Origin of the sequence: Pseudoclavibacter sp. RFBG4 (genome assembly GCF_002931515.1) — a bacterium.
Taxonomy (GTDB): Bacteria; Actinomycetota; Actinomycetes; order Actinomycetales; family Microbacteriaceae; genus Pseudoclavibacter.
Window position 1 is genome coordinate 205,432 of sequence record NZ_PSYC01000020.1, and the last position, 23,296, is coordinate 228,727.

Consider the following 23,296-nt stretch of genomic DNA (forward strand, 5'->3'; position numbering starts at 1 on the left):
TCCGCCAGTTCTTACTCCCAAGCCTCAGGCTGTGAGGCGTAATTCGTGCCCCCTCTCGTTGATGGATGTGGAAACTCGCCGCCGCCGGGTTCATCAATGTCGGCGAAGCCGAGCATGACGTGGTCTCGGCGGACGCGCGTGTCCTGTTCGGATACTTGCCGAGGCTCGCGATGCGCCGTATCACGCACCTCAACGCATGAGAAGCGAAGACGGTCGCGGGAGACGGTGCTGCCGTCGATGACCGCTTCCTGGTCGATCAGGGTGACCGCGAGGCCGAAGGTCTTGAGGACGTTCGTCAGCTGTGCCAGGGACGTGCAGTGCACGGCCGTGCTGGACGGGGTCCACTCGGATGCGAGCTTCATGCCCTTGGCCGAGTTGACCCGCCCCCCAGCGGCTGTGTGGAGGAAGAAGAGGGGGAGAGACCCAGCACAGCCGACCTCGCGAGTCGCTGGCAACGGGCGCTATGGTTCAGGACTATCCCCAGTGGGTGCTCCGCTGCGGCTCGGATCTCTCATGAGGTTCCCGCCGCTGCCTGTTGTCGTGCGCCTGGCCGAGACGACGAAGACGCGCAGTCTGGGGGACCCTCCCCAGACGAAATGAACGGAACCCGACATGCGAACCGCAACTCGCCGCCGGCTCTCCGCTCTGGTGCTGAGTGCCGCCCTGTTGGGTGCGGCCTTGAACTCGGCGATTTCCGCATCGCTGCCACCGACGCCCCCAACGGTCATCACATCCGCGGAAAGCACTGCTGTCGATGTCCAGCACGCGCTTGGTGCGAGTCCGCAGAGCGTCCAGTGCTACGGCTCCTCGAGCCTGAACTGGATCTGCAACGGTGCGCTCCAGGACGCCATGCCCGGGTGGAACGTCATCAACAACTCCGCTGGCGGAATGACCTCGACTGCAATCGCCACGGCCGGAGGCGTGCACCAGATGTACCTGGGCCGCGACGTCACGATCCCGTCATCCGGTTCTGTGCAGCTCGGCATCCCCGTCGGCAAGGCGTCCGGCGACGAGAAGCTCGGGCGGGTTGTGATGGACGCTCAGATCGGCGGTATCAAGGGCAAGCTGAGCACCCGACCTGACTTGGATGACCCGAGCCAGCTCTGGGTGTTCACCCGAGACGAGGCCGGCAACGCAGTGTCAGTCGCGAAGAACACCCCCATCGTCTCGCTCGACAAGCCCCGCCCCGGTGCCGTCTCGATCTTCTGGCTCGGGTCGAACGACCTCGGCGACCCCGAGCGTGTCAAGGACGACACAGCCCGTCTGATCAAGCTGCACCAGGCCACCTCGAACGCGCCGTTCTACGTTGTCGAGCTCCCACCGGCCTGGGGAGGAAACGAGCATCCGCTCACGGCGCACCGCAAGGACATCAACGCCTGGATCAGGCAAAACTATGGACAACGCGTCATTCCCCTCGCCGACTACCTCTCCAACGGGGCGCTCTACGACGCCGGTCTTGTCCCCACTCAGGCAGACCGCGACAGCATCGCCCGTGGCCTCAATCCCCGTTCGTTCTGGATGTCGGAGAGCGACCTGACGCACATGAACAGCACCGGACAGGGGGTCGCGGCAAGGTACTTCTCGACGTTCGTGCGAGACGGGAACACCTACAGCACCGCGATCAGGCAGTTCGACGCACGGTCAACCGTGAGCATCTCGGTCGATGGGAGCACGACGACGGTCTCCGGCCACGCATTCGATTCCTCGGACCTCTTCACGTCGATCCCCGTCGGTGTCACCGTGAATGGAGTCTGGAGGACCACCATGGCCTCTCGCGCCTCAACGCATCTGTACGAGTACGGCATCCCAGGGCGACACACCTATTCGATGACCTTCGACCTGCAACCCGGCGAATACTCCATCTGCACGGTGGGTATCAACTTCGGTGCAGGCAGGGACTATCTCCCGCCCTGCCAGAGCGTGACGGTCGAATAGCCCGCGGCAGTCCTCGGGTGCCGCGGGGACTTGGTGTCCGAGGCAATGGAGGTCTGGTCCACGGACTTGCGTGGACACGTCGACACGTGGTCCTCTTGAGACGCCCAGCAACAAGACTCACGAAGGCGTGCAGCTGATGACCAGGAACAGTCCAGAACAGCGCAGTCTGAACTGGGCTGAGTCGCTGACCTATTCGGCACGAGCGATAGTCGCGCCCCGGTCGATCGACGAGACGGCAGGCATCGTGGCCGAGAGCGACCGTGTGCACGCACTCGGCACTCGCCATTCGTTCAGCGATGTCGCTGACTCCTCGGGTGTCCTCGTCGTCCTCAGTGGCCTCAGCACGGATCTGGTCATCGATGCGCGCGCAATGACCGTCACGCTGAGCGCCGGGGCCACCTACGGGGAGATTGCGCCCGAGATAGACCGGGCAGGATTCGCGCTCCACAACGAGGGGTCGCTGCCACACATCTCCGTCGGCGGAGCCGTCGCCACCGGCACGCACGGGTCAGGGACCGCACTCGGCTCTCTCAGCACCGCGGTGCGTGCTCTCGAGATCCTCGGTCCAGACGGTTCGCTTCGGACGATCGAGCGGGCCTCCGCAGACTTCAATGGCGCAGTTCTCAACCTCGGCCTGCTCGGGATAGTCACGCGGGTCACCTTGGATGTTCAGCCGCGCTACAGCATGCGACAGGACGCCTACGGGCCGATGCCGTGGTGCACCTATCTCGAGAACCTGGATCAGGTCCACCGCTCGGGGTATTCGGTCAGCGCATTCACGACCTTCAATGGTGCCGTCAGCGAGGTGCTCGTCAAGTCCCGAATCCCGGAGTCCGAGAATGACGTCGACGTCGAGGATGATCTGTTCGGATCGCCGCGCGTTCCGGGCGCTCCAGACTCCGAGACCGTGACGGCCCGGGACGGCTCGGTGGGACCCTGGTGGGATCGGCTTCCCCACTTTCCGATCGGCTCAGCACCGAGCGTCGGCTCGGAGCTGCAGAGCGAGCACTTCGTGCCGCTCCGACATGCGGCGGCAGCGCTCGAGGCGGTCCGTGCGCATTCCGCGCGCATACAACCGCTGCTGCACGTCTGCGAACTCAGGACCATGGCGGGGGATGAGCTGTGGCTCAGTCCGACCCAGGGCGAGGACGTCCTCTGCGTGGCCTTCACGTGGAAGAAGCTCGCGGCGCCCGTCCTGGAACTCCTGTCCGTCATCGAGCGCGGGCTCAGCCCATTCGAGGCGAGGCCCCACTGGGGGAAGCTCACCTCGCTCGGCCGCGCTGAATTCAACGATCTCTACCCGCGCCTGCCGTCATTCCGGCGGCTTGTCTCAGAGACGGATGCAGATCGGAAATTCGTGTCCACGTTCAGCGAGCGCCTTCTTGATATCTAAGGGCATTCGCGACGTTCACGGTCGGGAAATCGTGTCGGAATGCGGGCTATAGTCCACTTCTTCCTGAATCGGTACTTCCCCATTCGCGCGAGGTTCCTTAGACTCGGACACGTTGCCCGTGAAGCACCAACTTGCAGAATTGCAGGAGACTCCCTTGCCGAAGTCATCCACCGCCACGTCAGACACCCACCTCGACGTCCCGGGTCGGCGCGCGCGCAGAGCGAAGGAACGCCGTCGCGCCAGGCTCCTCGCCGTTCCAGTCGTCGCCGCGACTCTCGGCCTCATCGCCGCCGCATCGATCGGCGCAGCTGCCGTGACGGGAGCGGTTGACGACGGCCAGTCGACGGTGCCGGTCGTGAGCTCGAAGGAGCACGAAGGGGTCACCTACACCGTCTCCGGCAGCGTTCCCGGTCAGCTCATCGACACCCGCGATGTTCCTGCCGTGCAGAGCGCCGCCGCGGGATCCGCTGACGGCACCGTGGTGCCGGGCGTCCAATGGCCCGTCGACATGAGCCTCGTGCGGATCAGCGATGGCTTCGGGCCGCGCACCTCACCGTGCTCTGGATGCTCCTCGAACCACCGCGGCCTCGACATGGCCGGCCCACAGGGCACGCGGGTCGGGACAATCGCCAACGGCATTGTGATCGAGTCCGTTCCGACCGACAGCGGCGGCCTCGGGGCCCACGTTGTCGTCGAGCACCGCATCGATGGCCTGCAGGTGCGTTCCGTGTACGCCCACCTCGTCGCAGGTTCGCCGGCGGTCAAGGTCGGGGACGAGGTCAAGACCGGACAGCTCGTGGGCCTGCTCGGCAACACTGGCGCGTCGACCGGGCCGCACCTGCACCTGGAGACCATCGTCGATGGGACCCACGTCGACCCGCAGAAGTTCCTCAACAAGTACGCGGACGGGGCTGCCGTGGACATCTTCGGCGAGGCACCGACGTGGAACCCGCCGACCAACGACCAGTCGGAGAAGGAGTTCTGGGAGGAGAACGAGCAGACGCTCAAGCCGCCGGCTGACAAGGTGCCCGACACGCCTGCGCCAGCGCAGACCGCCCAGCCCTCGACGCCCCCGGAGAACACGACGTCGCCGGCACCGTCTCCCACGGAGACCGAGTCGTCCACGCCGCCGCCATCGACGTCGCCGAGCCAGGAGCCCGAGTCTCCCAGTCCAGCTCCCTCGCAATCGCAGGAGCCGACGTCCCCGACGTCGCCGACGGAGTCCGAGTCGGCCGCACCGGACCCGTCGACGGCTCCCTAGACACGGAGGCGGGCCACGGCCCGGAGTTGGCCGGGCCAGGGCATCCCGTCAGCGCCATTTCTCCGGGTATTCTCGACCCTCTGGCCCTACTGTTGCTGGGGATGCTCATCGGCAGTTCAGTCGGTGAGTGGAGAGATCCGAGGATGGACGAGCTGTGATTCGCACGTACAGTGCTCCGCGAGCCGATTGGCGAGCGAGGTTCGATTCCATCGGCTTCACCTTCTACGACATGGAGTCCGAGGGTGGACGGCCATACTGGCAAGAAGAAGCGGCCTACGGCTTCACCGGTGCCGAGATCGATGCGTTCGAGGAGGCGACGACTGAGCTGTTCCGGCTCTGCATGGAGGCGTGCGAGCGCATCGTGCGCGATCGTCGCTTCGCCGAGTTCGGCATACCGGTCGAACTCTGGGACCTCGTCGAGAAGTCCTGGGACGAGGACGATCCCACCGTGTACGGACGATTCGACCTCGCGTACGACGCCGCAGGCACGATCAAGCTCCTCGAGTTCAACGCGGACACACCGACGTCGCTCGTGGAGTCCGCCGCCGCGCAATGGCAGTGGCTCGTCGAGACACGGGGCGACGGCGCCGACCAGTTCAACCTCCTGCACGAGCTGCTCGTGGAGCAGTGGGTGCACCTCCGAGTGCAGCGCTGGTTCCTCCCGCAGGGCGCGCGGCTCCATCTCGCGTCGCTGCACGACGGCGGCGACGGGCAGCTCATCGTCGAGGATGCCGACACCGTCGGCTACATGGCGGAGACGGCGCGTCTCGCCGGTTTCGAGGTGAAGCAGATCTTCATGGAGGATGTGCAGTTCGACGAGGACGCCCACGGCTTCATCGATGGCGACGGGGAGCGCATCGAGCGCATCTTCAAGCTGTACCCCTGGGAGTGGATGGTGCGGGAGGAGTTCGCGCAGTACTTCCCGACCACGCGAGCGACAACCGCCTGGGTCGAGCCGATCTGGAAGATGATGCTCTCCAACAAGCAGCTCCTGGTCGTGCTCTGGGAGCTCTTCCCCGAGCATCCGCTGCTGCTGGCCGCGTACCAGACCCCCGATCGACTCCGTGGCAGGGCGTACGTCGAGAAGCCGAAGCTCGGACGCGAGGGGGCCAACGTCACGATGTACGACCTCGTGGGGCGCAAGACGGCCGAGAACGGCGGCGACTACGGCGCGGAGGGCTTCGTGTACCAGGAGCGGGCCACGCTCGCGAACATCGATGGCAAGACGGTCATCGTGGGTTCCTGGGTCGTGGGAGAGACGCCTGCCGGCATCGACGTTCGGGAGACCAGCGGGCCCATCACGGGCGACCTGGCTGAGTTCGTGCCCCACTACATCACCGATCATGAGGAGCGACCATGACGTACGAACCGAAGCTGCGTCGCAGCCGTGGCGTGACCCTGTCCGGAGTGGCCCGCCCGTCGACGACGAAGACCGTCGGGGCGATGGGAGTCGCGGCCGCCATGATGTTTCTCGCTGGCTGCAGCACCGTCCCAGATGATGGCGTCGTCGTCGAAGGAGCCGACGGCGAGAACTACGTGCTGCCCGATGGTGCGGAACGCCCGACCTACACGTCGAAGGAAGACTGCCTCGCCGACGTGAACGAGCAGATCCAGCTTCTCGAGCAGCAGGGCGAGCAGGTCGAGGGAGACGCCGAGTCGCTGTGCGAGTCGTCGAGCAGCTACGGAACCCACTACAGCTCCGCGCTCTGGCTGGGGCCGGTGCTCTTCGCCTCCTCTCGCTGGAACAGCACTCGCGTGAGCTCGTGGGCGCCCGTCACCTCCGGCGGCTTCGCGGCCCCCGGTTCGTCCGCCCACTCCGACGTCGCGCAGAAGGCCCCAGCGGGAGCGACCGTCGGGTCGAGGGCGCCGTTGAAGAGCGGCTTCGGGGCGACGGGGAAGTCCGGGTTCGGCTCGACGGTGAAGGGCGGCGGCGGGAGCGGCAGCTCGACGGGTGGCTGACCCCGCTCAATCCGGTCACGGGCTGGAGAATAGCGGCATGACCTCCGCCGACGTGATCCGCTACGACGAGCTCCAGCCCGCGCCCTGGCAGAACGGTCAGGGGGTGACGCGCACCATCAGAGCCATGCCGGCAGGAGGTGGCTGGTCGCTGAGCATCGCGACGATCGAGCAGCGAGCCGAGTTCTCGATCATTCCGCGAACGCAGCGTGTGCAGCTCGCGATCGACGCGGTACGTCTCGAGATCGACCGCCGGGAGGTGACGCTCGGCCCGGGGGAGCAGGCGCGGTTCGACGGCACGCAGCACGTCGTCGGGGCATCCGTCGCTGGCAGCTCGCAAGTGCTGAATCTCATGTACTCGCATGCGAGTCCCGCTCTCGAAATGGCCCTGGTCCGAGATGCACGGGAGCTGTCGCTCGATTCCGTGGCAGTCGTCGTTCTCGTCGGTGAGCTGATCTGCGGACCGCTCATCCTCGGCCACTTCGACACCGCGGTGCTCGAGGGACGTGCGACAGCGGCGGTCTCCGGTGGGCGCGGGCTGTTCGCGGTCGTTCGAGCAGCGTCTCGAAACTGAAAGGAGTCTTGCCATCTGATGGCAGGCGCGTTTTACTAGGTGGAAACAAACGCGGTCGTTCCGCGAAACGCTCCACGTCTACGGTTGCCTGCAATGAAGGAGGCAAGATGGCCGAACCCTCGACTCGAACAGTCGAACGGGCGCTCTCCCTGCTCGCGATCGTCTGCGAGCACGGCAGCCTGAGCCTGGCCGAGAGCTCGCGCCTCGCGGAACTCTCACCCAGCACGTCGCTCAGGCTCCTGCGCACGCTCGAATCCTCCGGATTCGTGCGCCGCGACGAAGCCGGTGATTTCCACGCCGGGAGCAGGATCATGCAGCTCGGGGCGCGAGCGCTCTCGAACGACAACCTCGCGCTGCTCTGCTCGCCAGCTCTGCGCGACATCGCAGAGTCGACCGGCGAGTCGGTCTACCTCAGCGTGCCCGGTCACGCGGACCAGGCTCTCTACATCGCCATCCACGAGGGCACCCACTCCGTCCGACACACCAACTGGGTCGGACGCACCATTCCGCTCGAGGGCTCGGCAACCGGCCGGGTGCTTCGAGGTGAGACGCCCGCCGTCGGCTACGTCACGCTCGAGAGCGGCGTCGAGAAGGACGTCACCGCGGTTGCCGCCCCCATCGTGCTCCACGAGCGCATCATCGGCTCGCTCAGCGTCCTGGTTCCGAGCTACCGCATCACGACGAGCAAGGTCGAGCGCTACGGCGCCCTCCTCAGCGGCGCGGCCGCCAGCATCGAGCACTCAGTCAGCGCGACGACGTCAGCGCGCTCCGGCCCCGCCTGAGCGGTCCCGGGCAGCACTCGTCCCCATTCCTCACTCTCTCCGGTCACCAAGGGATCACGCACATGAACGCACACGAGAACATCAGGGCCCCACGCGGGTCGAAGCTCACCGCGAAGAGCTGGCAGACCGAGGCACCGCTCCGCATGCTCATGAACAACCTCGACCCCGAAGTGGCCGAGCACCCGGAGAGCCTGGTCGTCTACGGCGGCACGGGCAAGGCGGCGCGCAGCTGGGAGGCGTACGACGCCATCGTCCGCACCCTCACGACCCTGGAGGACGACGAGACGCTGCTCGTCCAGTCAGGCAAGCCCGTCGGCGTCTTCCGCACCCACGAGTGGGCGCCTCGGGTCCTCATCGCGAACTCGAACCTCGTCGGGGACTGGGCCAACTGGCCCGAGTTCCGACGACTCGAGGCTGCCGGCCTCACGATGTACGGGCAGATGACGGCGGGTTCCTGGATCTACATCGGCACACAGGGCATCCTCCAGGGCACCTACGAGACGTTCGCGGCCGCCGCCGAGAAGCGCTTCGGCGGCACACTGGCGGGCACCCTGACGCTCACGGGCGGCGCGGGTGGCATGGGCGGTGCGCAGCCGCTGGCCGTCACGATGAACGAAGGTGTGGTCCTCATCGTCGACGTGGACGCGAGCCGGCTCGAGCGCCGCGTGCAGCACGGCTACCTCGACGAGATGACCCACGACCTCGACGACGCGGTCGAGCGAGTGCTTGCCGCGAAGGAAGCGCGCGAGCCTCGCTCCGTTGGCGTGGTCGGTAACGCGGCGACGATCTTCCCGCTGCTGCTCGAGCGTGGCGTCGCCATCGACATGGTCACCGACCAGACGAGCGCGCACGACCCGCTTGCCTACCTCCCCGAGGGTGTGAGCGTCGAGGAGTGGAAGGCGGAAGCAGAGCGCGACCCGGTCGGCTTCACCGAGCGCGCCCGTGCGTCCATGGCCAAGCAGGTCGAGGCCATGGTCGAGTTCCAGGACGCGGGGGCCGAGGTCTTCGATTACGGCAACTCCATCCGCGCTGAGGCCAAACTCGGAGGATACGAGCGGGCCTTCGACTTCCCGGGATTCGTGCCAGCGCACATTCGTCCCCAGTTCGAGGAGGGACGTGGCCCGTTCCGGTGGGCCGCGCTCTCGGGCGACCCGGCTGACATCGCCGCCACGGACCGTGCCATTCTCGAGCTGTTCCCCGACGACGAGCGTCTGCACCGCTGGGTGACGGCCGCTGGCGAGAAGGTGCACTTCGAGGGCCTTCCGGCGCGCATCTGCTGGCTCGGATACAAGGAACGCCACCTCGCAGGGCTCAAGTTCAACGAGATGGTCGCGTCCGGCGAGCTCTCCGCGCCCATCGTGATCGGCCGAGACCACCTGGACTCGGGGTCCGTCGCCTCCCCGTACCGCGAGACCGAGTCGATGAAGGACGGTTCGGACGCGATCGCGGACTGGCCTCTCCTGAACGCGCTCCTCAACACAGCCTCGGGGGCGACCTGGGTCTCCCTCCACCACGGCGGCGGCGTCGGGATCGGCAGGTCGATCCACTCCGGTCAGGTCATCGTGGCCGACGGCACCGACCTCGCCGCGCAGAAGATCGAGCGCGTGCTCACCAACGACCCCGGCACGGGCGTCATGCGGCACTTGGACGCTGGCTACGAGCACGCCGCCGATATCGCGAGGGAACGTGGACTGCGGGTGCCCATGTGGGAGGGCGAATGACCGAGCGGCGCACCGCGCTCCTCGAGGTCGCCATCACCGAGGAGTCCTCCGGCAGCGAGGTCCGCCCATGAGCGTGGAGTGGGTCTGGATCGAGACCCTCGTCCGCGGCGATGTGGTCCTGCGCGCTGTCAGGCTCGGCTGCGAATCCGGCGAGGTCGTCGAAGAGCAGCTCGGGGTGCCCGCCGCCGATGGCGACCTGGTCCTCGGCACCGTCTTCCCCGCCTTCGGCAACGCGCACTCGCACGTCTTCCACCGCCTGCTCCGCGGGCGAACGCACGCAGACGGCGGGAACTTCTGGTCCTGGCGCGACAAGATGTACGCCATCGCCGAGCAGCTCACGCCCGAATCGCTGGAGCGGATCGCCACGGCCTGTTACACCGAGATGGTGGCGAGCGGATGGGGAGCCGTCGGCGAGTTCCACTACGTCCACCATCAGCCCGACGGCACACCGTACCCCGACCACGACATGGAGCTGGCTCTCGCGCGTGCTGCCAAGAGCGCTGGCATCCGCTTGACCCTGCTCGACACGTGCTACCTCGCCGGTTCGATAGGAACCGGGCTCTCGGCGCAGCAGCGTCGGTTCGGGGATGGCCGCGCAACGCAGTGGATCGCGCGGTGGTTCTCGCTCAGGGAACGTCTCAGGGTCGATCATCCGCAGGTTGTCCTCGGTGCGGCCCTCCACTCCGTGCGGGCTGTGCCGGCGGCCGCGATCGCAGAGATCACCCGCGCTCTCCCGGACGACGTTCCCCTGCACGTCCACCTGTCAGAGCAGGTCGCGGAGAACGAGCAGAGCCTGGCGGCCTACGGGCGCACGCCCACCGAGCTGCTCGCCGACGCCGGGGCGCTCACCCGCCGCCTGAGCGTCGTCCACGCGACGCACCTGAGCGCGCACGACATCGCGCTCCTCGGCGCAGCTGGCGTGCACGCGGTCTTCTGCCCGACCACGGAAGCCGATCTCGGCGACGGCATCGGCCCGGGCATCGAGCTCGCCGCCGCCGGCGCTCGGTTGGCGATCGGCTCGGACCAGAACGCGGTTGTCGATCCCCTCCTCGAACTGCGCGGCCTCGAGGCCGGCGAACGGCTGCGCTCGCAGACGAGGGGACGGTTCTCGCCCGGTGAGCTCACCGAGATCGGCACGATAGCCGGGTACGCGTCGCTCGGCTTCGCGCCACCCGCGACGCTTGGCGGGCCGTTCGACCTGGTCGAGGTCGACGCCGCCTCCGTGCGGACCGCGGGTTCGCACCCCGCACCGCTCGTGCTCACGGGAACGTCGAGCGACGTGCTCCGCACGGTGGTCGCAGGCCGGGTCGTCTACGACCGCGAGGTCGACGTGGCGCGGATGGCGCAGGCGGCCGCCGAGCTCGCCGTGCTCTCGGCGGACCCAACATCCAGCGCAGACGGAATCTCAGCAGGGAGCAGCACATGAGCGCGACGGTCTTCAGGAACATCGGCGAGCTCACGACCAACGGAGGCCTCGGGGTGCTGCGCGACGCGGCGCTTGTGCTCGACGGCCAGCGGGTGGTGTGGGTCGGCGCGGACGTGGATGCGCCAGCGGCCGATAGCAGCTTCGACGTGGGCGGCCGAGCCGTGCTGCCTGGGTGGGTCGACTCCCACACCCACCTCGCCTTCGCGGGGGACCGGTCGACGGAGTTCGCGGCGCGGATGGCGGGGGAGACGTACTCGGCGGGTGGTATCAAGGTCTCCGTCGAACGCACGCGCTCAGCGAGCGGTGACGAACTGCGCTCGCTCATGGCTGAGCGCATCCGCACCGCCAACGTCAACGGCACCACGTGGCTCGAGACCAAGACGGGATACGGCCTCGATGTCGAGACCGAGGAGCGCTCCGCGCGCCTCGCGGCGGAGTTCGGTCAGGATGTGACGTTCCTCGGTGCGCACGTCGTGCCGGACGGCTGGGACGCAGACGACTACGTGGCCCTCGTGACGGGCCCTATGCTGCAGGCGGTTCGTCCGTACGTGGCCTGGATGGATGTGTTCTGCGAACGAGGCGCTTTCGACGAGGCGCAGTCGAGGGCGGTGCTGCAGGCCGGCCTCGACTCCGGTCTCGGACTGCGGGTCCACGGCAATCAGCTCGGCCCCGGCCCCGGGGTGAGGCTGGCGGTCGAGCTGGGGGCGGCGAGCGTCGACCACTGCAATTTCCTGGACGACGAGGACATCGACCGGCTCGCAGCGTCGAGCACCGTGGCCACGCTGCTTCCCGCCTGCGACCTGTCGACTCGCCAGCCGTTCCCGCCGGCTCGGAGCCTCATCGACGCCGGGGCGACGGTTGCACTGGCGAGCAACTGCAACCCGGGAACCTCGTACACGACGTCCATGGCCTTCTGCGTCGCCACGGCGGTGCTGCAGATGCATCTGAGCGTCGAGGAGGCGGTCTGGTCGGCCACGATGGGTGGTGCCGTCGCGCTGCGCCGTCACGAGGGGGAGCTGCCGATCGGAGCGCTCATGCCCGGCTTCCGTGCAGACCTCCAGGTGCTCGACGCTCCCTCGGTCACGCACCTGGCGTATCGGCCGGGGATGCAGCTGACGCAGGAGGTCTGGCAGGCGGGGGTCCGTCTCGTCTGAGCTGCGCGGCTCCGTACGGGGAGGAACAGGCCTCACTCCCATCGGAGCACCAGCCGCCAGCCGTCCGGGTCTCTGCGCAGGTCGTACAGGCACGCGTCCCCGACGTGCCCGTCGCGACTCGCGCTGACCCGCCAGAACTCGGTGTCGAGGCGCGACGGGTCGCCCTCGCCAGCCCACCAACGCTGCTGGACCCGCCGGTAGAACGACTGCGGGAGGCCATGCACGATGTAGGCGAAGCGCTCCCACCAGAAGACGGATGGGAGCTCGTCGACGAGTTCGACCTCGATGGGGTCGTCAAGCGCTGTGGTCATGTCGGAACCCTCGCAGGAGCCACCGACAATGACCGGGCGGCTCAGCCCTCGAGGTCGTCCACGCCGGGCAGCCAGCTCTTTCCCGGCCCGCCCCAGCTGCGCTTGCGCATGACCTTGAACGCATCCTTGTACCAGGGATGCTCGAGGCGGTCGGCGTAGATGATGCCGTTGAGGTGGTCGTACTCGTGCTGCAGGATGCGCGCGAACCAGCCCTCTGCCTCGATCTCGTACTGCTCGGCGTCCAGGTCGGAGGCGCGCAGCAGCGCACGCTCGGACCTGCGGAGGGGGTAGCGCTCACCCGGGAACGAGAGGCACCCCTCCGATTCGAGCTCGTCGTCCAGCTCGAGCAGGGACTCGGGCTCGGCCGGCGTCACGTACAACTCAGGGTTGATGGCCACGCCACGGCGCATCGTGCCATCCGCCTCCTCGTAGGAGTAGACGAAGAGGCGCTTGCCGACGCCGACCTGGGGGCCCGCGAGGCCGACACCGGGGGCCGCATCCATGGTCTCGAACATGTCCGCGACGAGCTGGCGGATCTCTTCGGTGATCTCGTCGACCGGGTCTGCAGCTTCGTGGAGGACCGGCTCGCCGTAGATGCGAATTGGGAGAGTTGTCATCCCATCAGCGTATCTTCGCGGCAACATCCCTTCACGACGCGCGCCGCACAATAGGATTGCCCATCATGACCATCGCACCCCTCAGTGATCTGGCAGTGCTTCCGGGGCTCTCCCCGGTCCAGATGATCGGCATCCCCCTTGCACTCGTCGGCGCGGTCTTCATGTCGCTGGGCGCCATGTACCAGCACCGCGGTGTCAGCAAGGTCGAGGCCGCGAGCGGCACGAGCGGTGCCGCTGGGCTCAACCTGCAGCACCTCCTGGCGCTGCTGAGCCGACCCTCCTGGGTCATCGGCACCGTGATGCTCGGTCTCGCAGTGGTCATGCAACTCGCTTCGTTCGTCTTCTCGCCGATCATCGTGGTGCAGCCGCTCGGAGTCGTCTCCCTGCTGCTGACGACGCTGCTGACGGCGCGGGCGATCCGCCAGCGGCTCCCGAACGTGAAGATCTTCGCGGTGGCGCTGTGCATCATCGGCGTCGGCGCGTTTGTCACCGTGGCGGCGCTCTTCGCGAAGGAGGGGGCGATCTCGGATGAGCAGGTCTCGACGGTGCTTGTGCTCCTCGCGGTCGTCGTGGTCGTCTTCGGCACGGCGTTCTTCCTGCTCCGCAAGCGCTTCAAGGCCCTCATCTACGTGCTGGGCGCCGGCATCATCTACGGCTTCGTCGCGACGCTGGCCAAGATCACGATCAACCGCATCCAGCACGACAACTTCGAGTGGCTCACGCTCATCTGCCTCGTCGCGCTGCTCGTCGCGACGGGCGTCGGCGGCTACTTCGTGCAGAACGCCTATGCCTCGGGACCGCCGGACATGGTCATCGCGGGACTCACGGTCATCGACCCGATCATCGCCGTGGCCATCGCCATCGCCGTGCTTGGCGAGGCGAGCGCTGCACCCTGGTACGCCTTCGTGATGTTCATCGTCTCTGGCGCCATCGCCGTGACTGGTGTGTTCGTGCTCGAGCGGGGGCAGACCGAGGATGAGGTCGAGGCGGTCCGTCGGAGCGCAGTGGAGGGCCGTGGTGCACTCGATCTCGAGGGTCGCCGCCACGACGCCGAGGGCCGAGCTGCGGGCACGCCGTCCGACGATGGGGACCGAGTCGAGCAGCGGATCGAGGCGCCGGGCCGTGGCGCGGCCTCGAAGCACGGGCCCGCACGCACCATCGACCAATAGCAGAGCTTCAGCGTGTGCTGCGGCTCCGCCTCAGCGCTCGGCCAGTAGCATGACGTGAGATTCCGTGAGCGACGACCACCACCTGTCGCGAGCCCAGATGAGATCGAGGTCACCACCCCGTGCCGAATGAAGGTCGTTCACCAAGCAGCACCGCCGTCGCAGCAGATGGCGAGCGGCCGCTCAAGATCCTGATCGCGGGGGACACCTTCACGCCCAACGTCAACGGTGCCGCCAAGTTCACCGAGCACCTCGCCTCCGGAATGGCCGCGAGAGGGCACGACGTGCACGTCATGGTCCCTGCCGCCAGCAGGCGTCACGGCACGTGGACCGAGCAGTACGACGGCCAGAACATCACCGCCCACCGTCTCCGTTCGCACCGCTGGTGGGCACACGACTGGCTGCGTTACGCGCCGCCGTGGCGCATCCGCGCAGAGTCGCAGCGGGTGGTCGACGATGTGCGCCCCGATGTCGTGCACTTCCAGTCGGCGGTCATCATCGGCCGCGGTGTTGCGATCGAGGCTGAGAAGCGCGGCATCCGGATCATCGGCACGAATCACCTCATGATCGAGAACCTCGTCGATCATTCGCTCCTCCCGCAGGCCCTGCGCGGGCTCGCCGCGAGCATCTGGTGGAAGGACGCGCGTTCCACGCTCGGCCGTGCGACGGCCATCACGACGCCGACACGTCGCGCCGCGGACTTCCTCGAGGCCAACGGCGGCATCTCCGATGTGCTCGCGATCTCGTGCGGCATCCGAACCTCCGACTACACCTTCGACTTCTCACCGCGCGAGGCGAAGCGCATCCTCTTCGTCGGTCGTGTGACCGGTGAGAAGAAGATCGACGTGCTCCTGCGTGCCCTCACGCTGCTCCCTGGCGACGTGCACCTCGACATCGTGGGAGGCGGCGACCAGAAGAAGAACCTGCAGTCGCTCGCGAAGCAGCTCGGGCTCGCCGACCGGGTGAGATTCCACGGCTACCTGAGCGACAAGGAGCTTCGCCGCATGTACACGCGCGCCTCCGTGTTCGCGATGCCGTCGATCGCCGAGCTGCAGTCGATCGCGACGATGGAAGCGATGGCCTCCGGGCTGCCGGTCGTCGCGGCCGACGCGATGGCGCTGCCCCACCTGGTGCACGATGGCGAGAACGGCTTCCTGTTCGAGCCCAACAACGAGCGGGACCTCTCGGAGAAGCTCTCGAGAGTGCTCTCCCTCTCCCACTCCGAGCGGGAAGAGCTGGGACGCGCCGGACTCGACCTCGTGCGCATGCACGACATCGACCGCACGCTCGAGCTCTTCGAGCGCCTCTACCGCGGGGCCTCGGTCAAGGACGTCGCCCGCGACTCCGTCAACGAGCAGGACCACTCGCTCGACTGACCCGGGGCGACGGCTCTCCGTCGACGCCCGTCTGCCTCACGCCGTTTCCGGCGCCGGGGCCTCTTGCTGCGCGGGTAGGGTCAGGATGCGCGCCCCGTTCGCCGTGATCGCGATGGTGTGCTCGGTGTGCGCAGTGCGGCATCCGGTGGCGCTGCGAAGCGTCCAGCCATCGTCGTCGGTGACGAGCGTGCGAGTGTCGGCCATGACCCAGGGCTCGATCGCGAGCAGCATTCCCTGGCGGAGGCGAACGCCGCGGCCGGGGCGGCCGTCGTTCGCGACGTGTGGGTCCTGATGCATCGTCGAGCCGATTCCGTGCCCGCCGAACTCCATGTTGATCGCGTAGCCCGCGCTCGAGAGCACCGAGCCGATCGCGTGCGAGATGTCGCCCATGCGAGCATCGGGTCTCACGACGGCGATGGCGGCCTCGAGTGCACGCTCGGTGGTCTCGATGAGGGCTTCATCGCGAGCGTCGCGGGTGGGCCCGACGATGAAGCTGATCGCGGCATCCGCGGCGATGCCCTCGGTGATGATCGCGAGGTCGAGCGTCAGGAGGTCGCCGTCTGCGAGGCGGTAGTGGTGAGGCTTGCCGTGGAGGACCGCATCGTTGACCGCGGTGCAGATGTAATGGCCGAATGGGCCACGCCCGAAGGACGGCTCGTAGTCGACGTAGCAGGAGGTGGCGCCTGCGTCGAGGATCATCGCCTTGGCCCAGCTGTCGATCTCGAGCAGATCGGTGCCGACTCGGACGCGAGCCTTCAGGTCCTGCAGGATCGTGCCGACGAGTCGGCCCGTTCGTGCGGCGCGCTCGACTTCAGCCTCGTTGAGGATCTCGATCATCGGGGGACGTCCTTCCGGAGGTGCTGACTCTGCCAATAAGTATCCCGGTAAAGATATACCGGATTAGTATCGGGTCATGGTCAGACTCCCGCTCAGCCCCGAGGAGATCGAACGAGGGGAACGCCTCGGTCTCCTCCTCCGACGATCACGAGGCGACCGCGCCATGCTGCGCGTGGCGCTCGACGCGGGCGTATCGCCCGAGACCCTGAGGAAGATCGAGTCCGGACGAGTCGCGACGCCTGCGTTCTCCACGATCGCCGCGATAGCCGGTGTGCTCGGCGTCTCGCTGGACGACGTCTGGGCTCAGATCAGCGCACCGGATGCCGCGGGCGACGCACCGGACACGGGCGTGCAGATCCGCGCCGCCGGCTGACGGCTCCTAGCTCGACTGGGCGGAACGCGCTTCGAGCGCGGATTCCAGACGCTCGACCTTGCCGTCGAGCTCGCCGCTGTGGCCCGGGCGGATGTCGGCCTTCAGAACCAATGAGACGCGGCTCCCGAACTGCCCGACCGCATCGGTTGCGGCCTTGACGACGGCGAACACCTCGTCCCACTCGCCCTCGATGGTCGTGAACATCGAATCGGTGCGGTTCGGGAGGCCGGAGGCGCGCACGACGGCGACCGCCGCGGCGACCGCGTTGTGCAGTGAGGCGTCGCCCTCTCCCGGAGAGGGGGCGTCTGGACTCGGGGTGCCGCTTGGAGCGACGGAGAAGGCAACGATCATGCTGACCATCGTGCCACGAGGGGGCCTCGAACTGGCCTGCAATCGAGACGTGAGTAGGGCGGGTGGGACTCGAACCCACGCATCGTCCAGTTATGAGCCGGATGCCTTAACCAGCTTGGCTACCGCCCCAAGCGCTGTCGATTGTATCCAGAATTCGCGCACACGTGCGGTGGGCGACGGGCTCGGCGGGCGCAGGTCTAGACTGATGCCCCAGAAGCGGGGTCGGAGCCGACCTCGGATGCATGAAAAGCAGGGGATGATGAAGCGAGCTGAACAGCGAGCCCAGACGAGGCAGGCGCTGCTCGAAGCGGCTTCGCTCGAGTTCGAGGCCAATGGCTATGCCGCCACGGTCCTCAGTGATATCTCGGACCGACTCGGCATGACCAAGGGAACGGTCTATTTCCACTTCCCGACCAAGGCGCTCCTCGCCAAGGCCGTCTCGGCGACCTGGACTGAGATGTGGGATGCGGAGATCGCTCGCTCCCGCGACCGCGGGCTCTCGCTCGACGAGCTCGAGTCCCTGATGATCCGGATCGCAGAGCGGTTCCAGTCCGATTCGCTCATGCGGGCCACGATCCGTCTGGTGCGCGAGCGCGAGCTCATCGAGGAAGAGCTTCCGAGGCCGTTCGACGCCTGGCTCGAAGTGACCAAGGAAGCCCTGCAGGCGTCGCGGGAATCGGGGGTGCTCCGCGACGACATCGACGTCGACGCGGCCGCCTGGCAGGTGCTCGCGAACCTGGTCGGCATCCAGATGCTCATGCAGGACCTGAACGACGGCAGGAGCATCGTCGAGCGCGTTCGAGAGATGTGGGCGGTACACCGCGTGACACTCGCGAACCCAGGCCGAACGGCTGACGTCTCGTCGTCGTGAACACGTGATCGAGACGAGGCGCTGACCTCGTCGCGAGAAGACAGCTCTGCGAGCAAAGATCAGTCTCGAGTAGGGCATGAAACTCCCGGAACCAGTCCTTTCGGGTGATTCCGAGGATCTTCACGGTCGACAGTATGGGAGGGCGCCGGGTTGTCACCCGGCGCCCTGTCGCGTCGAAAGGTCCCTCTGTGTCTGTGCTCACCCGTCTGAGTCTCAAGTATCGAATTCTGATCGGACTGCTGACCGCGGCAATCGCGGCGGCCGGGATCATCTCGACGGCGCAGCTCAAGCAGGAGCTCATGCCGTCGGTGGAGGTCCCGCAGGGGTTCGTGACGGCGACACTGACCGGGGCCTCGCCCGACGTCATGGTGACCGAGGTGACCGAGCCGATCGAGAACGCACTCCGCGGCGTCTCCGAGGTGCAGTCCGTGACGTCGACGACATCGGAGGGCTTCGCCCAGATCATCGTCGCCTGGAGCTTCGACGCTGACAAGACGCAGGTCGAGGCCGAGCTCCGATCCGCCGTCGAGTCGACGAAGTCGCTCCGCCCCGAGTCCTCCACGGCAGAGCTCAACACGTTCTCGCTCGATGCGCTCCCCGTGCTGACGCTCGGCGCATCTTCCGACACAGACACTGCGACGCTCTCGAAGACGCTCACCGACTCCGTGCTGCCCGCTCTCTCGCAGGTCGATGGAGTGCAGAACGTCGAAGTCTCCGGCACCCGCGAGGAGCGAGTGGAGATCAGCCTCCGCCAGGCGGATGTCGAAGCGCTCGAGATCGACACCGCGTCGATCGAGCCGACGCTCTCTGCCGCCGGCATCGTGCTCCCCGCTGGAGATGTCACGAGCGGTACCGGTGAGATCTCCGTGCAGGTCGGGTCGCAGCTCAGCTCCCTGGATGCCATCCGCGCCCTCCCGTTCACGACGGAGGATTCGACCGTGTTGCTCTCGCAGTTCGCGGATGTCGACATCAAGGAGATCCCCGCGACCTCCATCTCCCGGGTCAACGGTGCGGAGACCCTGACGCTGAGCATCACGAAGGCGTCCGATGCGAGCACGGTCTCCGTGGCGCACGGCGTCACGGAGAAGCTCGCAGAACTCACGCCCGGACTGCCCTCGAACGTCGTGTTCACGGAGATCGAGAACCAGGCACCGTACATCGAGCAGTCCATCCACGACCTCTCGGTCGAGGGCGGGCTCGGCCTCATCTTCGCCGTCCTCGTCATCTTCCTGTTCCTCGCCTCGTTCCGGTCGACCATCGTCGCGGCGATCTCGATCCCGATGTCCCTGCTCATCACGATGGTGGGCTTGAACGTGGGGGAGTACTCGCTCAACATCCTGACCCTCGGAGCGCTCACGATCGCGGTCGGACGAGTCGTGGATGACTCGATCGTCGTGATCGAGAACATCAAGCGACGGCAGGGGGACGGGGCTCTGACGATCGAGGGGATCGTGGGCTCCGTCGGCCAGGTCGCGGGTGCCATCACGGCCTCGACGCTCACGACGGTCGCGGTCTTCCTCCCGATCGCGTTTGTCGGGGACATCGTCGGCCAGCTCTTCCGACCTTTCGCGGTGACGGTCTCCATCGCGCTGGTCGCGTCCCTCGTCGTCGCACTGACGATCGTCCCGGTGTTCGCGTACTGGATGCTCCGTCGCCCCTCGAAGCCCATGAAGCGCGAGCGGTTCGTCCGTGCGCGTGCAGCCCAGGCCGCCTGGACCGCACGCCAGGAGGAGGCAGCCGAAGCCCGTTGGGCTCGTCAGTCGGCGAAGCTCGACGGGAAGAACGAGAAGCGGGAGCAGCGCGGGAAGTCAGCGCTGCCGGTGCCCGCCGCCGCGCCCGGTGTCGTCGCCGCACGTGGCGACGGCGAGGAGGGCTCGCCCTACGACGGGCTGCAGCGAGCATTCGTGCCCATCCTCGACGCGACCCTGCGGCACCCGCGCCGCACGATCGCCGCTGCACTCGCTCTGCTGCTGCTCACTGGAATCGGCGCCACCGCGCTCCGCAGCGACTTCCTCGGCAGCATGGGCGATGAGACGGTCCTCGTCGAGCAGGAGCTCCCGCAGGGAACGACCATCGACCAGAGCCTGGCGGGCGCCGAGAAGCTCGAGGCCGTCCTCGCCACGAAGGGGAGCGTCGAGACGTTCGTGAGCTCCATCGGGACCGGAGGCGCGGGCGGCTTCGGCGGCGGTGGCGGACAGAGCACCTCGATCACCGTGATTCCCGCAGAGGGGCAGGATGCGGAGACGGTCGCAAACAGTCTGCGCGCGGACTTCGCTGGGGTCAGCGACGTCGGCGAAGTGACGGTGACCACGGCCGCTTCCTCGGCTCTGGCGTCGGACGTTCAACTCGCCATCCAGGGGAACGACGCGGATTCTCTGAGCCAGGCGGCCACGCAGCTCGGCGATGCCGTCAAGGACCTCCCCGGTGTGACGGCGGTCTCTAACGATCTGAGCACGGGCGGCAACGTGGTCATGGTCGACGTCGACCGCAGCAAGGCGGCCGGCTACGGCTACACGCAGGCGACCGTCGGCCAGGCGGTCTCCGCCGCGCTGACGGGAACCCCGCTCGGCACGGTGCGCCTCGAAGGCGTCGATCGCGACATCGTGATCGCGCCGACGCAGGGCCCAGTCGCTCTCGATCAGCTCGCCCTCATGCAGCTTCCGGTGACGGCGGTGCAGCAGCAGCGGGCCATCACGGATGCGACGGATGCGTTCACGGAGGAACAGGAGACGAAGGCCGAGGAGCAGGAGGCTGAGGCGGTCGCGCAGATGCAGGAGACCGTCGACGACGCCGTCGAGGCTCGGGACACGGTGTCCGCGCAGCTCGGCGAACTGCAGACGCAGCTTGCGACGTTGCAGACGGCACCGCTGACCCCAGCGGTTCCCGACGCCGGCTCCAGCATGACTCCGGAGCAGGCGGCCCAGGCGGAGCGGGACGCGCAGATCTCCGCCCTGACCGACGCGATCGCGCAGGCGGAATCGGGCATCGAGCAGGCCAACGCCGGTGTCGACGCGGCCGTCAAGGCTCAGGAGGACATGGCGGCTCAGTCGCTCGAGGCCAAGGAGCTCCAGGCCAGGCAGGAAGGGCTCGCCGACACGAAGGCGACGCCCATCCGGCTCGGAGACATCGCGGAGGTCCGCGAGGAGGCGACCCCTGGTGCGATCACCCGCAACGACGGTGCGCGCCAGGTCACGGTCTCGGTCACTCCGGCTGAGGGCCAGCTGGGGACCGTCACGCAGGCCGTCTACGCGGCGACCGACGGTCTCGAGCTTCCCGCCGGTGTCACGTTCGTCGTCGGAGGTGCGTCCGCCGACCAGGACGAGTCGTTCCAGCAGCTCGGCATGGCGATGCTCCTCGCCATCGTGCTCGTGTTCCTCATCATGGTCGCGACCTTCCGCAGCCTGATGCAGCCGCTCATCCTGCTCGTCTCGGTGCCGTTCGCCGCCACGGGCGCTGTGGCACTGCTCCTTCTGACGGATACGCCGCTCGGCCTGCCGTCGCTCATCGGACTCCTCATGCTGATCGGGATCGTGGTCACGAACGCCATCGTGCTCATCGACCTCATCAACCACATCAGGGAACGTGGTTCGAGCGTGCACGACGCGATCGTGCACGGGACGAGGCTGCGCCTTCGGCCGATCCTCATGACTGCTGCGGCGACGATCTTCGCGCTCGTGCCGATGTCGCTCGGCCTGACCGGGGGTGGCGTGTTCATCTCCAAGCCGCTCGCCATCGTGGTGATCGGCGGCCTGATCAGCTCGACGCTGCTCACGCTGGTGCTGGTCCCCGTCCTCTACTCGAGCGTCGAGCGCCGGAACGATCGACGGGCTGCCAAGCGCGCGGCTCGCAAGGAGCGCAAGGCCGAGGCAGCCGCCGAGAAGACGGCAGTCGCCGCGGCTCCCGCCAGGAGCTGACGCAGGTGGCGCCGCGCAGCCGCGCGGCGCCATCCTGCGCCCGATGTGACGCGAGCCGGCGCCAGAATTCGGCAAGCTCCGAGGATCGGGAGAGAATAGCCGGATGCATCCGATAGCCGCCCGTGCCCAGCTCGCGACCGCCCACCGCATCGTGGTCAAGATCGGCTCCTCATCGCTCACGGGCGCCGACGGACACCTGAACCTCGAAGCCCTGCGCTCGCTCGTGCAGGTCATCGCGGATCGCCACGACAAGGGACTCCAGACGCTCCTCGTCACCTCGGGCGCGGTCGCCGCCGGCATCGGCCCGCTTGGTCTCCCATCGAGGCCGCGCGACGTGGCGACAGCCCAGGCTGCCGCCTCCGTCGGGCAGGGGATGCTCGTGGCCCGCTACGCAGAGGCGTTCGCGGATCGAGCCATCACGGTCGGGCAGATCCTGCTCACGGCAGAGGACACCGTGCGCCGCACCCGCTACAAGAACGCGCAGCGCTCGCTCGAGCGCCTGTTCAGGCTCGCGGTCGTTCCGATCGTGAACGAGAACGACGCGGTCGTGACCGATGAGCTCCGCTTCGGCGACAACGACCGGCTCGCAGCACTGGTCGCCCAGCTCGTCGGGGCCGACGCGCTTGTCCTGCTCACCGACGTCGACGGCCTGTACGACGGCCCGCCCAGCCGCGAGGGCACACGGCGCATCTCCGAGGTGCTCGGGCCAAGCGATCTTGAAGGCATCGAGGTCTCCGGCAGGGGCAGCGACGTCGGAACGGGTGGCATGCTCACCAAGCTCGAGTCGGTCTCGATCGCCACGGGGTCTGGCATGCCAGTCGTGTTGACGAAGGCGGAGAACGCGCGCGCGGCCATCGACGGCGAGCGTGTCGGCACGTGGTTCGCCCCGACCGGGAAGCGATCGTCGCGCAAGCGCCTCTGGATCGCCCACGCCGCGCGGGTGCAGGGCAAGATCGTGCTCGATGACGGCGCCGTCGACGCCGTGCTCGGTGGGCGAGCCTCGCTGCTGGCTGCTGGAATCGTGGGCGTCGAGGGCGAGTTCGTCGCCGGCGACCCGGTCGAGCTGGTCTCGAAGGAGGGCGTCGTCATCGCACGAGGCCTCAGCGGCTTCGACGCCGTCGAGATCCCCGACATGCTCGGGCAGTCGTCGAGCTCGCTGCGCGAGTCGCTTGGCAGCGGGTACGACCGCGAGGTCATCCACCGCGACGACCTGGTGCTCGTGCGCCCGAAGGGGATCCGCGTCGGCTGAGGGCGACCGCTCGCGGCGTAGAATGCTCT

Annotated in this window: 21 protein-coding genes and 1 tRNA gene; 16 read left to right on the forward strand and 6 right to left on the reverse strand. The window is 67.5% G+C overall.

Going from position 1 to position 23,296, the window contains the following annotated elements:
- Positions 1-11: 11 nt before the first annotated feature.
- The gene (locus C5E10_RS06025) at positions 12-362 is read right to left on the reverse strand and encodes a hypothetical protein (RefSeq protein ID WP_104330861.1); all 351 of its coding nucleotides are present in this window, start codon (positions 360-362) and stop codon (positions 12-14) included.
- Positions 363-612: 250 nt separating this feature from the next.
- Between C5E10_RS06025 and C5E10_RS06030 the strand changes: the two genes are divergently transcribed.
- The 10 genes from C5E10_RS06030 (at position 613) to hutI (ending at position 12,202) form a co-directional block, all read left to right on the forward strand.
- A complete protein-coding gene (locus C5E10_RS06030) occupies positions 613-1,935 on the forward strand; it encodes an SGNH/GDSL hydrolase family protein (RefSeq protein ID WP_104330862.1) in 1,323 nt (440 codons plus the stop codon).
- A 136-nt stretch (positions 1,936-2,071) separates the two neighbouring features.
- A complete protein-coding gene (locus C5E10_RS06035) occupies positions 2,072-3,328 on the forward strand; it encodes an FAD-binding protein (RefSeq protein ID WP_146080175.1) in 1,257 nt (418 codons plus the stop codon).
- A gap of 154 nt (positions 3,329-3,482) precedes the next feature.
- Entirely contained in the window at positions 3,483-4,589 is a 1,107-nt protein-coding gene (locus tag C5E10_RS06040; protein WP_104330864.1) for a M23 family metallopeptidase, read from the forward strand.
- A gap of 154 nt (positions 4,590-4,743) precedes the next feature.
- Positions 4,744-5,949 carry a glutathionylspermidine synthase family protein gene (locus tag C5E10_RS06045; protein ID WP_219820328.1) on the forward strand — a complete coding sequence of 402 codons (1,206 nt, stop codon included), beginning with the start codon at positions 4,744-4,746 and terminating at the stop codon, positions 5,947-5,949.
- On the forward strand, positions 5,946-6,548 hold the full coding sequence (locus C5E10_RS06050) for a hypothetical protein (RefSeq protein WP_104330865.1): 603 nt from the start codon (positions 5,946-5,948) through the stop codon (positions 6,546-6,548). Before C5E10_RS06045 ends, C5E10_RS06050 begins: the two co-directional genes overlap by 4 nt.
- A 37-nt stretch (positions 6,549-6,585) precedes the next feature.
- Entirely contained in the window at positions 6,586-7,119 is a 534-nt protein-coding gene (locus C5E10_RS06055) for a HutD family protein (RefSeq protein WP_104330866.1), read from the forward strand.
- A gap of 107 nt (positions 7,120-7,226) precedes the next feature.
- The gene (locus tag C5E10_RS06060; protein ID WP_104330867.1) at positions 7,227-7,901 is read left to right on the forward strand and encodes an IclR family transcriptional regulator; all 675 of its coding nucleotides are present in this window, start codon (positions 7,227-7,229) and stop codon (positions 7,899-7,901) included.
- A 62-nt stretch (positions 7,902-7,963) separates the two neighbouring features.
- On the forward strand, positions 7,964-9,622 hold the full coding sequence (hutU, locus tag C5E10_RS06065; protein WP_104330868.1) for a urocanate hydratase: 1,659 nt from the start codon (positions 7,964-7,966) through the stop codon (positions 9,620-9,622).
- 67 nt (positions 9,623-9,689) lie between these two features.
- Entirely contained in the window at positions 9,690-11,048 is a 1,359-nt protein-coding gene (locus tag C5E10_RS06070) for a formimidoylglutamate deiminase (protein ID WP_104330869.1), read from the forward strand.
- Complete coding sequence (gene hutI, locus C5E10_RS06075; RefSeq protein WP_104330870.1) at positions 11,045-12,202, forward strand: imidazolonepropionase; 1,158 nt, start codon at positions 11,045-11,047, stop codon at positions 12,200-12,202. The genes C5E10_RS06070 and hutI overlap by 4 nt, the downstream gene beginning before the upstream one ends.
- Before the next feature lie 32 nt (positions 12,203-12,234).
- On the opposite strand, the gene C5E10_RS06080 is transcribed toward hutI, so the two are convergent.
- Positions 12,235-12,513, reverse strand: coding sequence for a hypothetical protein (locus C5E10_RS06080; RefSeq protein WP_104330871.1), 279 nt, complete (start codon positions 12,511-12,513; stop codon positions 12,235-12,237).
- Positions 12,514-12,554: 41 nt separating this feature from the next.
- Entirely contained in the window at positions 12,555-13,130 is a 576-nt protein-coding gene (gene def / locus C5E10_RS06085; protein ID WP_104330872.1) for a peptide deformylase, read from the reverse strand.
- Between the two features lie 65 nt (positions 13,131-13,195).
- Between def and C5E10_RS06090 the strand changes: the two genes are divergently transcribed.
- Positions 13,196-14,299: a DMT family transporter gene (locus tag C5E10_RS06090; protein WP_104330873.1), complete on the forward strand. Its 1,104-nt coding sequence runs from the start codon at positions 13,196-13,198 to the stop codon at positions 14,297-14,299.
- A 119-nt stretch (positions 14,300-14,418) separates the two neighbouring features.
- Positions 14,419-15,672 carry a glycosyltransferase gene (locus C5E10_RS06095; protein ID WP_258071011.1) on the forward strand — a complete coding sequence of 418 codons (1,254 nt, stop codon included), beginning with the start codon at positions 14,419-14,421 and terminating at the stop codon, positions 15,670-15,672.
- A 36-nt stretch (positions 15,673-15,708) separates the two neighbouring features.
- On the opposite strand, the gene map is transcribed toward C5E10_RS06095, so the two are convergent.
- A complete protein-coding gene (gene map / locus C5E10_RS06100; RefSeq protein ID WP_104330874.1) occupies positions 15,709-16,509 on the reverse strand; it encodes a type I methionyl aminopeptidase in 801 nt (266 codons plus the stop codon).
- Between the two features lie 76 nt (positions 16,510-16,585).
- On the opposite strand from map, the gene C5E10_RS06105 reads away from it, so the two are divergent.
- A complete protein-coding gene (locus C5E10_RS06105; protein WP_104330875.1) occupies positions 16,586-16,882 on the forward strand; it encodes a helix-turn-helix transcriptional regulator in 297 nt (98 codons plus the stop codon).
- A 6-nt stretch (positions 16,883-16,888) separates the two neighbouring features.
- Here C5E10_RS06105 and C5E10_RS06110 read toward each other — a convergent pair whose 3' ends face one another.
- Positions 16,889-17,233: a thiamine-binding protein gene (locus tag C5E10_RS06110; protein WP_104330920.1), complete on the reverse strand. Its 345-nt coding sequence runs from the start codon at positions 17,231-17,233 to the stop codon at positions 16,889-16,891.
- 54 nt (positions 17,234-17,287) lie between these two features.
- Positions 17,288-17,362: transfer RNA gene (locus tag C5E10_RS06115), tRNA-Ile, on the reverse strand.
- A 130-nt stretch (positions 17,363-17,492) separates the two neighbouring features.
- Between C5E10_RS06115 and C5E10_RS06120 the strand changes: the two genes are divergently transcribed.
- The 3 genes from C5E10_RS06120 to proB all read left to right on the forward strand — a co-directional run bounded on the left by C5E10_RS06120 (position 17,493) and on the right by proB (position 23,267).
- Positions 17,493-18,104 carry a ScbR family autoregulator-binding transcription factor gene (locus C5E10_RS06120; protein WP_181062670.1) on the forward strand — a complete coding sequence of 204 codons (612 nt, stop codon included), beginning with the start codon at positions 17,493-17,495 and terminating at the stop codon, positions 18,102-18,104.
- Between the two features lie 188 nt (positions 18,105-18,292).
- Positions 18,293-22,018, forward strand: a complete 3,726-nt coding sequence (locus C5E10_RS06125) for an efflux RND transporter permease subunit (protein ID WP_258071012.1) — start codon at positions 18,293-18,295, stop codon at positions 22,016-22,018.
- A gap of 103 nt (positions 22,019-22,121) precedes the next feature.
- Positions 22,122-23,267: a glutamate 5-kinase gene (gene proB / locus C5E10_RS06130; protein ID WP_104330878.1), complete on the forward strand. Its 1,146-nt coding sequence runs from the start codon at positions 22,122-22,124 to the stop codon at positions 23,265-23,267.
- Positions 23,268-23,296: the final 29 nt, after the last annotated feature.

Excerpts from the sequence above, each read along its gene's own strand:
- C5E10_RS06025 (WP_104330861.1), bottom strand. The coding sequence starts at position 362 with ATGAAGCTCGCATCCGAGTGGACCCCGTCCAGCACGGCCGTGCACTGC.
- C5E10_RS06030 (WP_104330862.1), top strand. The coding sequence starts at position 613 with ATGCGAACCGCAACTCGCCGCCGGCTCTCCGCTCTGGTGCTGAGTGCC.
- C5E10_RS06035 (WP_146080175.1), top strand. The coding sequence starts at position 2,072 with ATGACCAGGAACAGTCCAGAACAGCGCAGTCTGAACTGGGCTGAGTCG.
- C5E10_RS06050 (WP_104330865.1), top strand. The coding sequence starts at position 5,946 with ATGACGTACGAACCGAAGCTGCGTCGCAGCCGTGGCGTGACCCTGTCC.
- C5E10_RS06055 (WP_104330866.1), top strand. The coding sequence starts at position 6,586 with ATGACCTCCGCCGACGTGATCCGCTACGACGAGCTCCAGCCCGCGCCC.
- C5E10_RS06060 (WP_104330867.1), top strand. The coding sequence starts at position 7,227 with ATGGCCGAACCCTCGACTCGAACAGTCGAACGGGCGCTCTCCCTGCTC.
- hutU (WP_104330868.1), top strand. The coding sequence starts at position 7,964 with ATGAACGCACACGAGAACATCAGGGCCCCACGCGGGTCGAAGCTCACC.
- C5E10_RS06070 (WP_104330869.1), top strand. The coding sequence starts at position 9,690 with ATGAGCGTGGAGTGGGTCTGGATCGAGACCCTCGTCCGCGGCGATGTG.
- hutI (WP_104330870.1), top strand. The coding sequence starts at position 11,045 with ATGAGCGCGACGGTCTTCAGGAACATCGGCGAGCTCACGACCAACGGA.
- C5E10_RS06080 (WP_104330871.1), bottom strand. The coding sequence starts at position 12,513 with ATGACCACAGCGCTTGACGACCCCATCGAGGTCGAACTCGTCGACGAG.
- def (WP_104330872.1), bottom strand. The coding sequence starts at position 13,130 with ATGACAACTCTCCCAATTCGCATCTACGGCGAGCCGGTCCTCCACGAA.
- C5E10_RS06090 (WP_104330873.1), top strand. The coding sequence starts at position 13,196 with ATGACCATCGCACCCCTCAGTGATCTGGCAGTGCTTCCGGGGCTCTCC.
- map (WP_104330874.1), bottom strand. The coding sequence starts at position 16,509 with ATGATCGAGATCCTCAACGAGGCTGAAGTCGAGCGCGCCGCACGAACG.
- C5E10_RS06105 (WP_104330875.1), top strand. The coding sequence starts at position 16,586 with ATGGTCAGACTCCCGCTCAGCCCCGAGGAGATCGAACGAGGGGAACGC.
- C5E10_RS06110 (WP_104330920.1), bottom strand. The coding sequence starts at position 17,233 with ATGATCGTTGCCTTCTCCGTCGCTCCAAGCGGCACCCCGAGTCCAGAC.
- C5E10_RS06120 (WP_181062670.1), top strand. The coding sequence starts at position 17,493 with ATGAAGCGAGCTGAACAGCGAGCCCAGACGAGGCAGGCGCTGCTCGAA.
- proB (WP_104330878.1), top strand. The coding sequence starts at position 22,122 with ATGCATCCGATAGCCGCCCGTGCCCAGCTCGCGACCGCCCACCGCATC.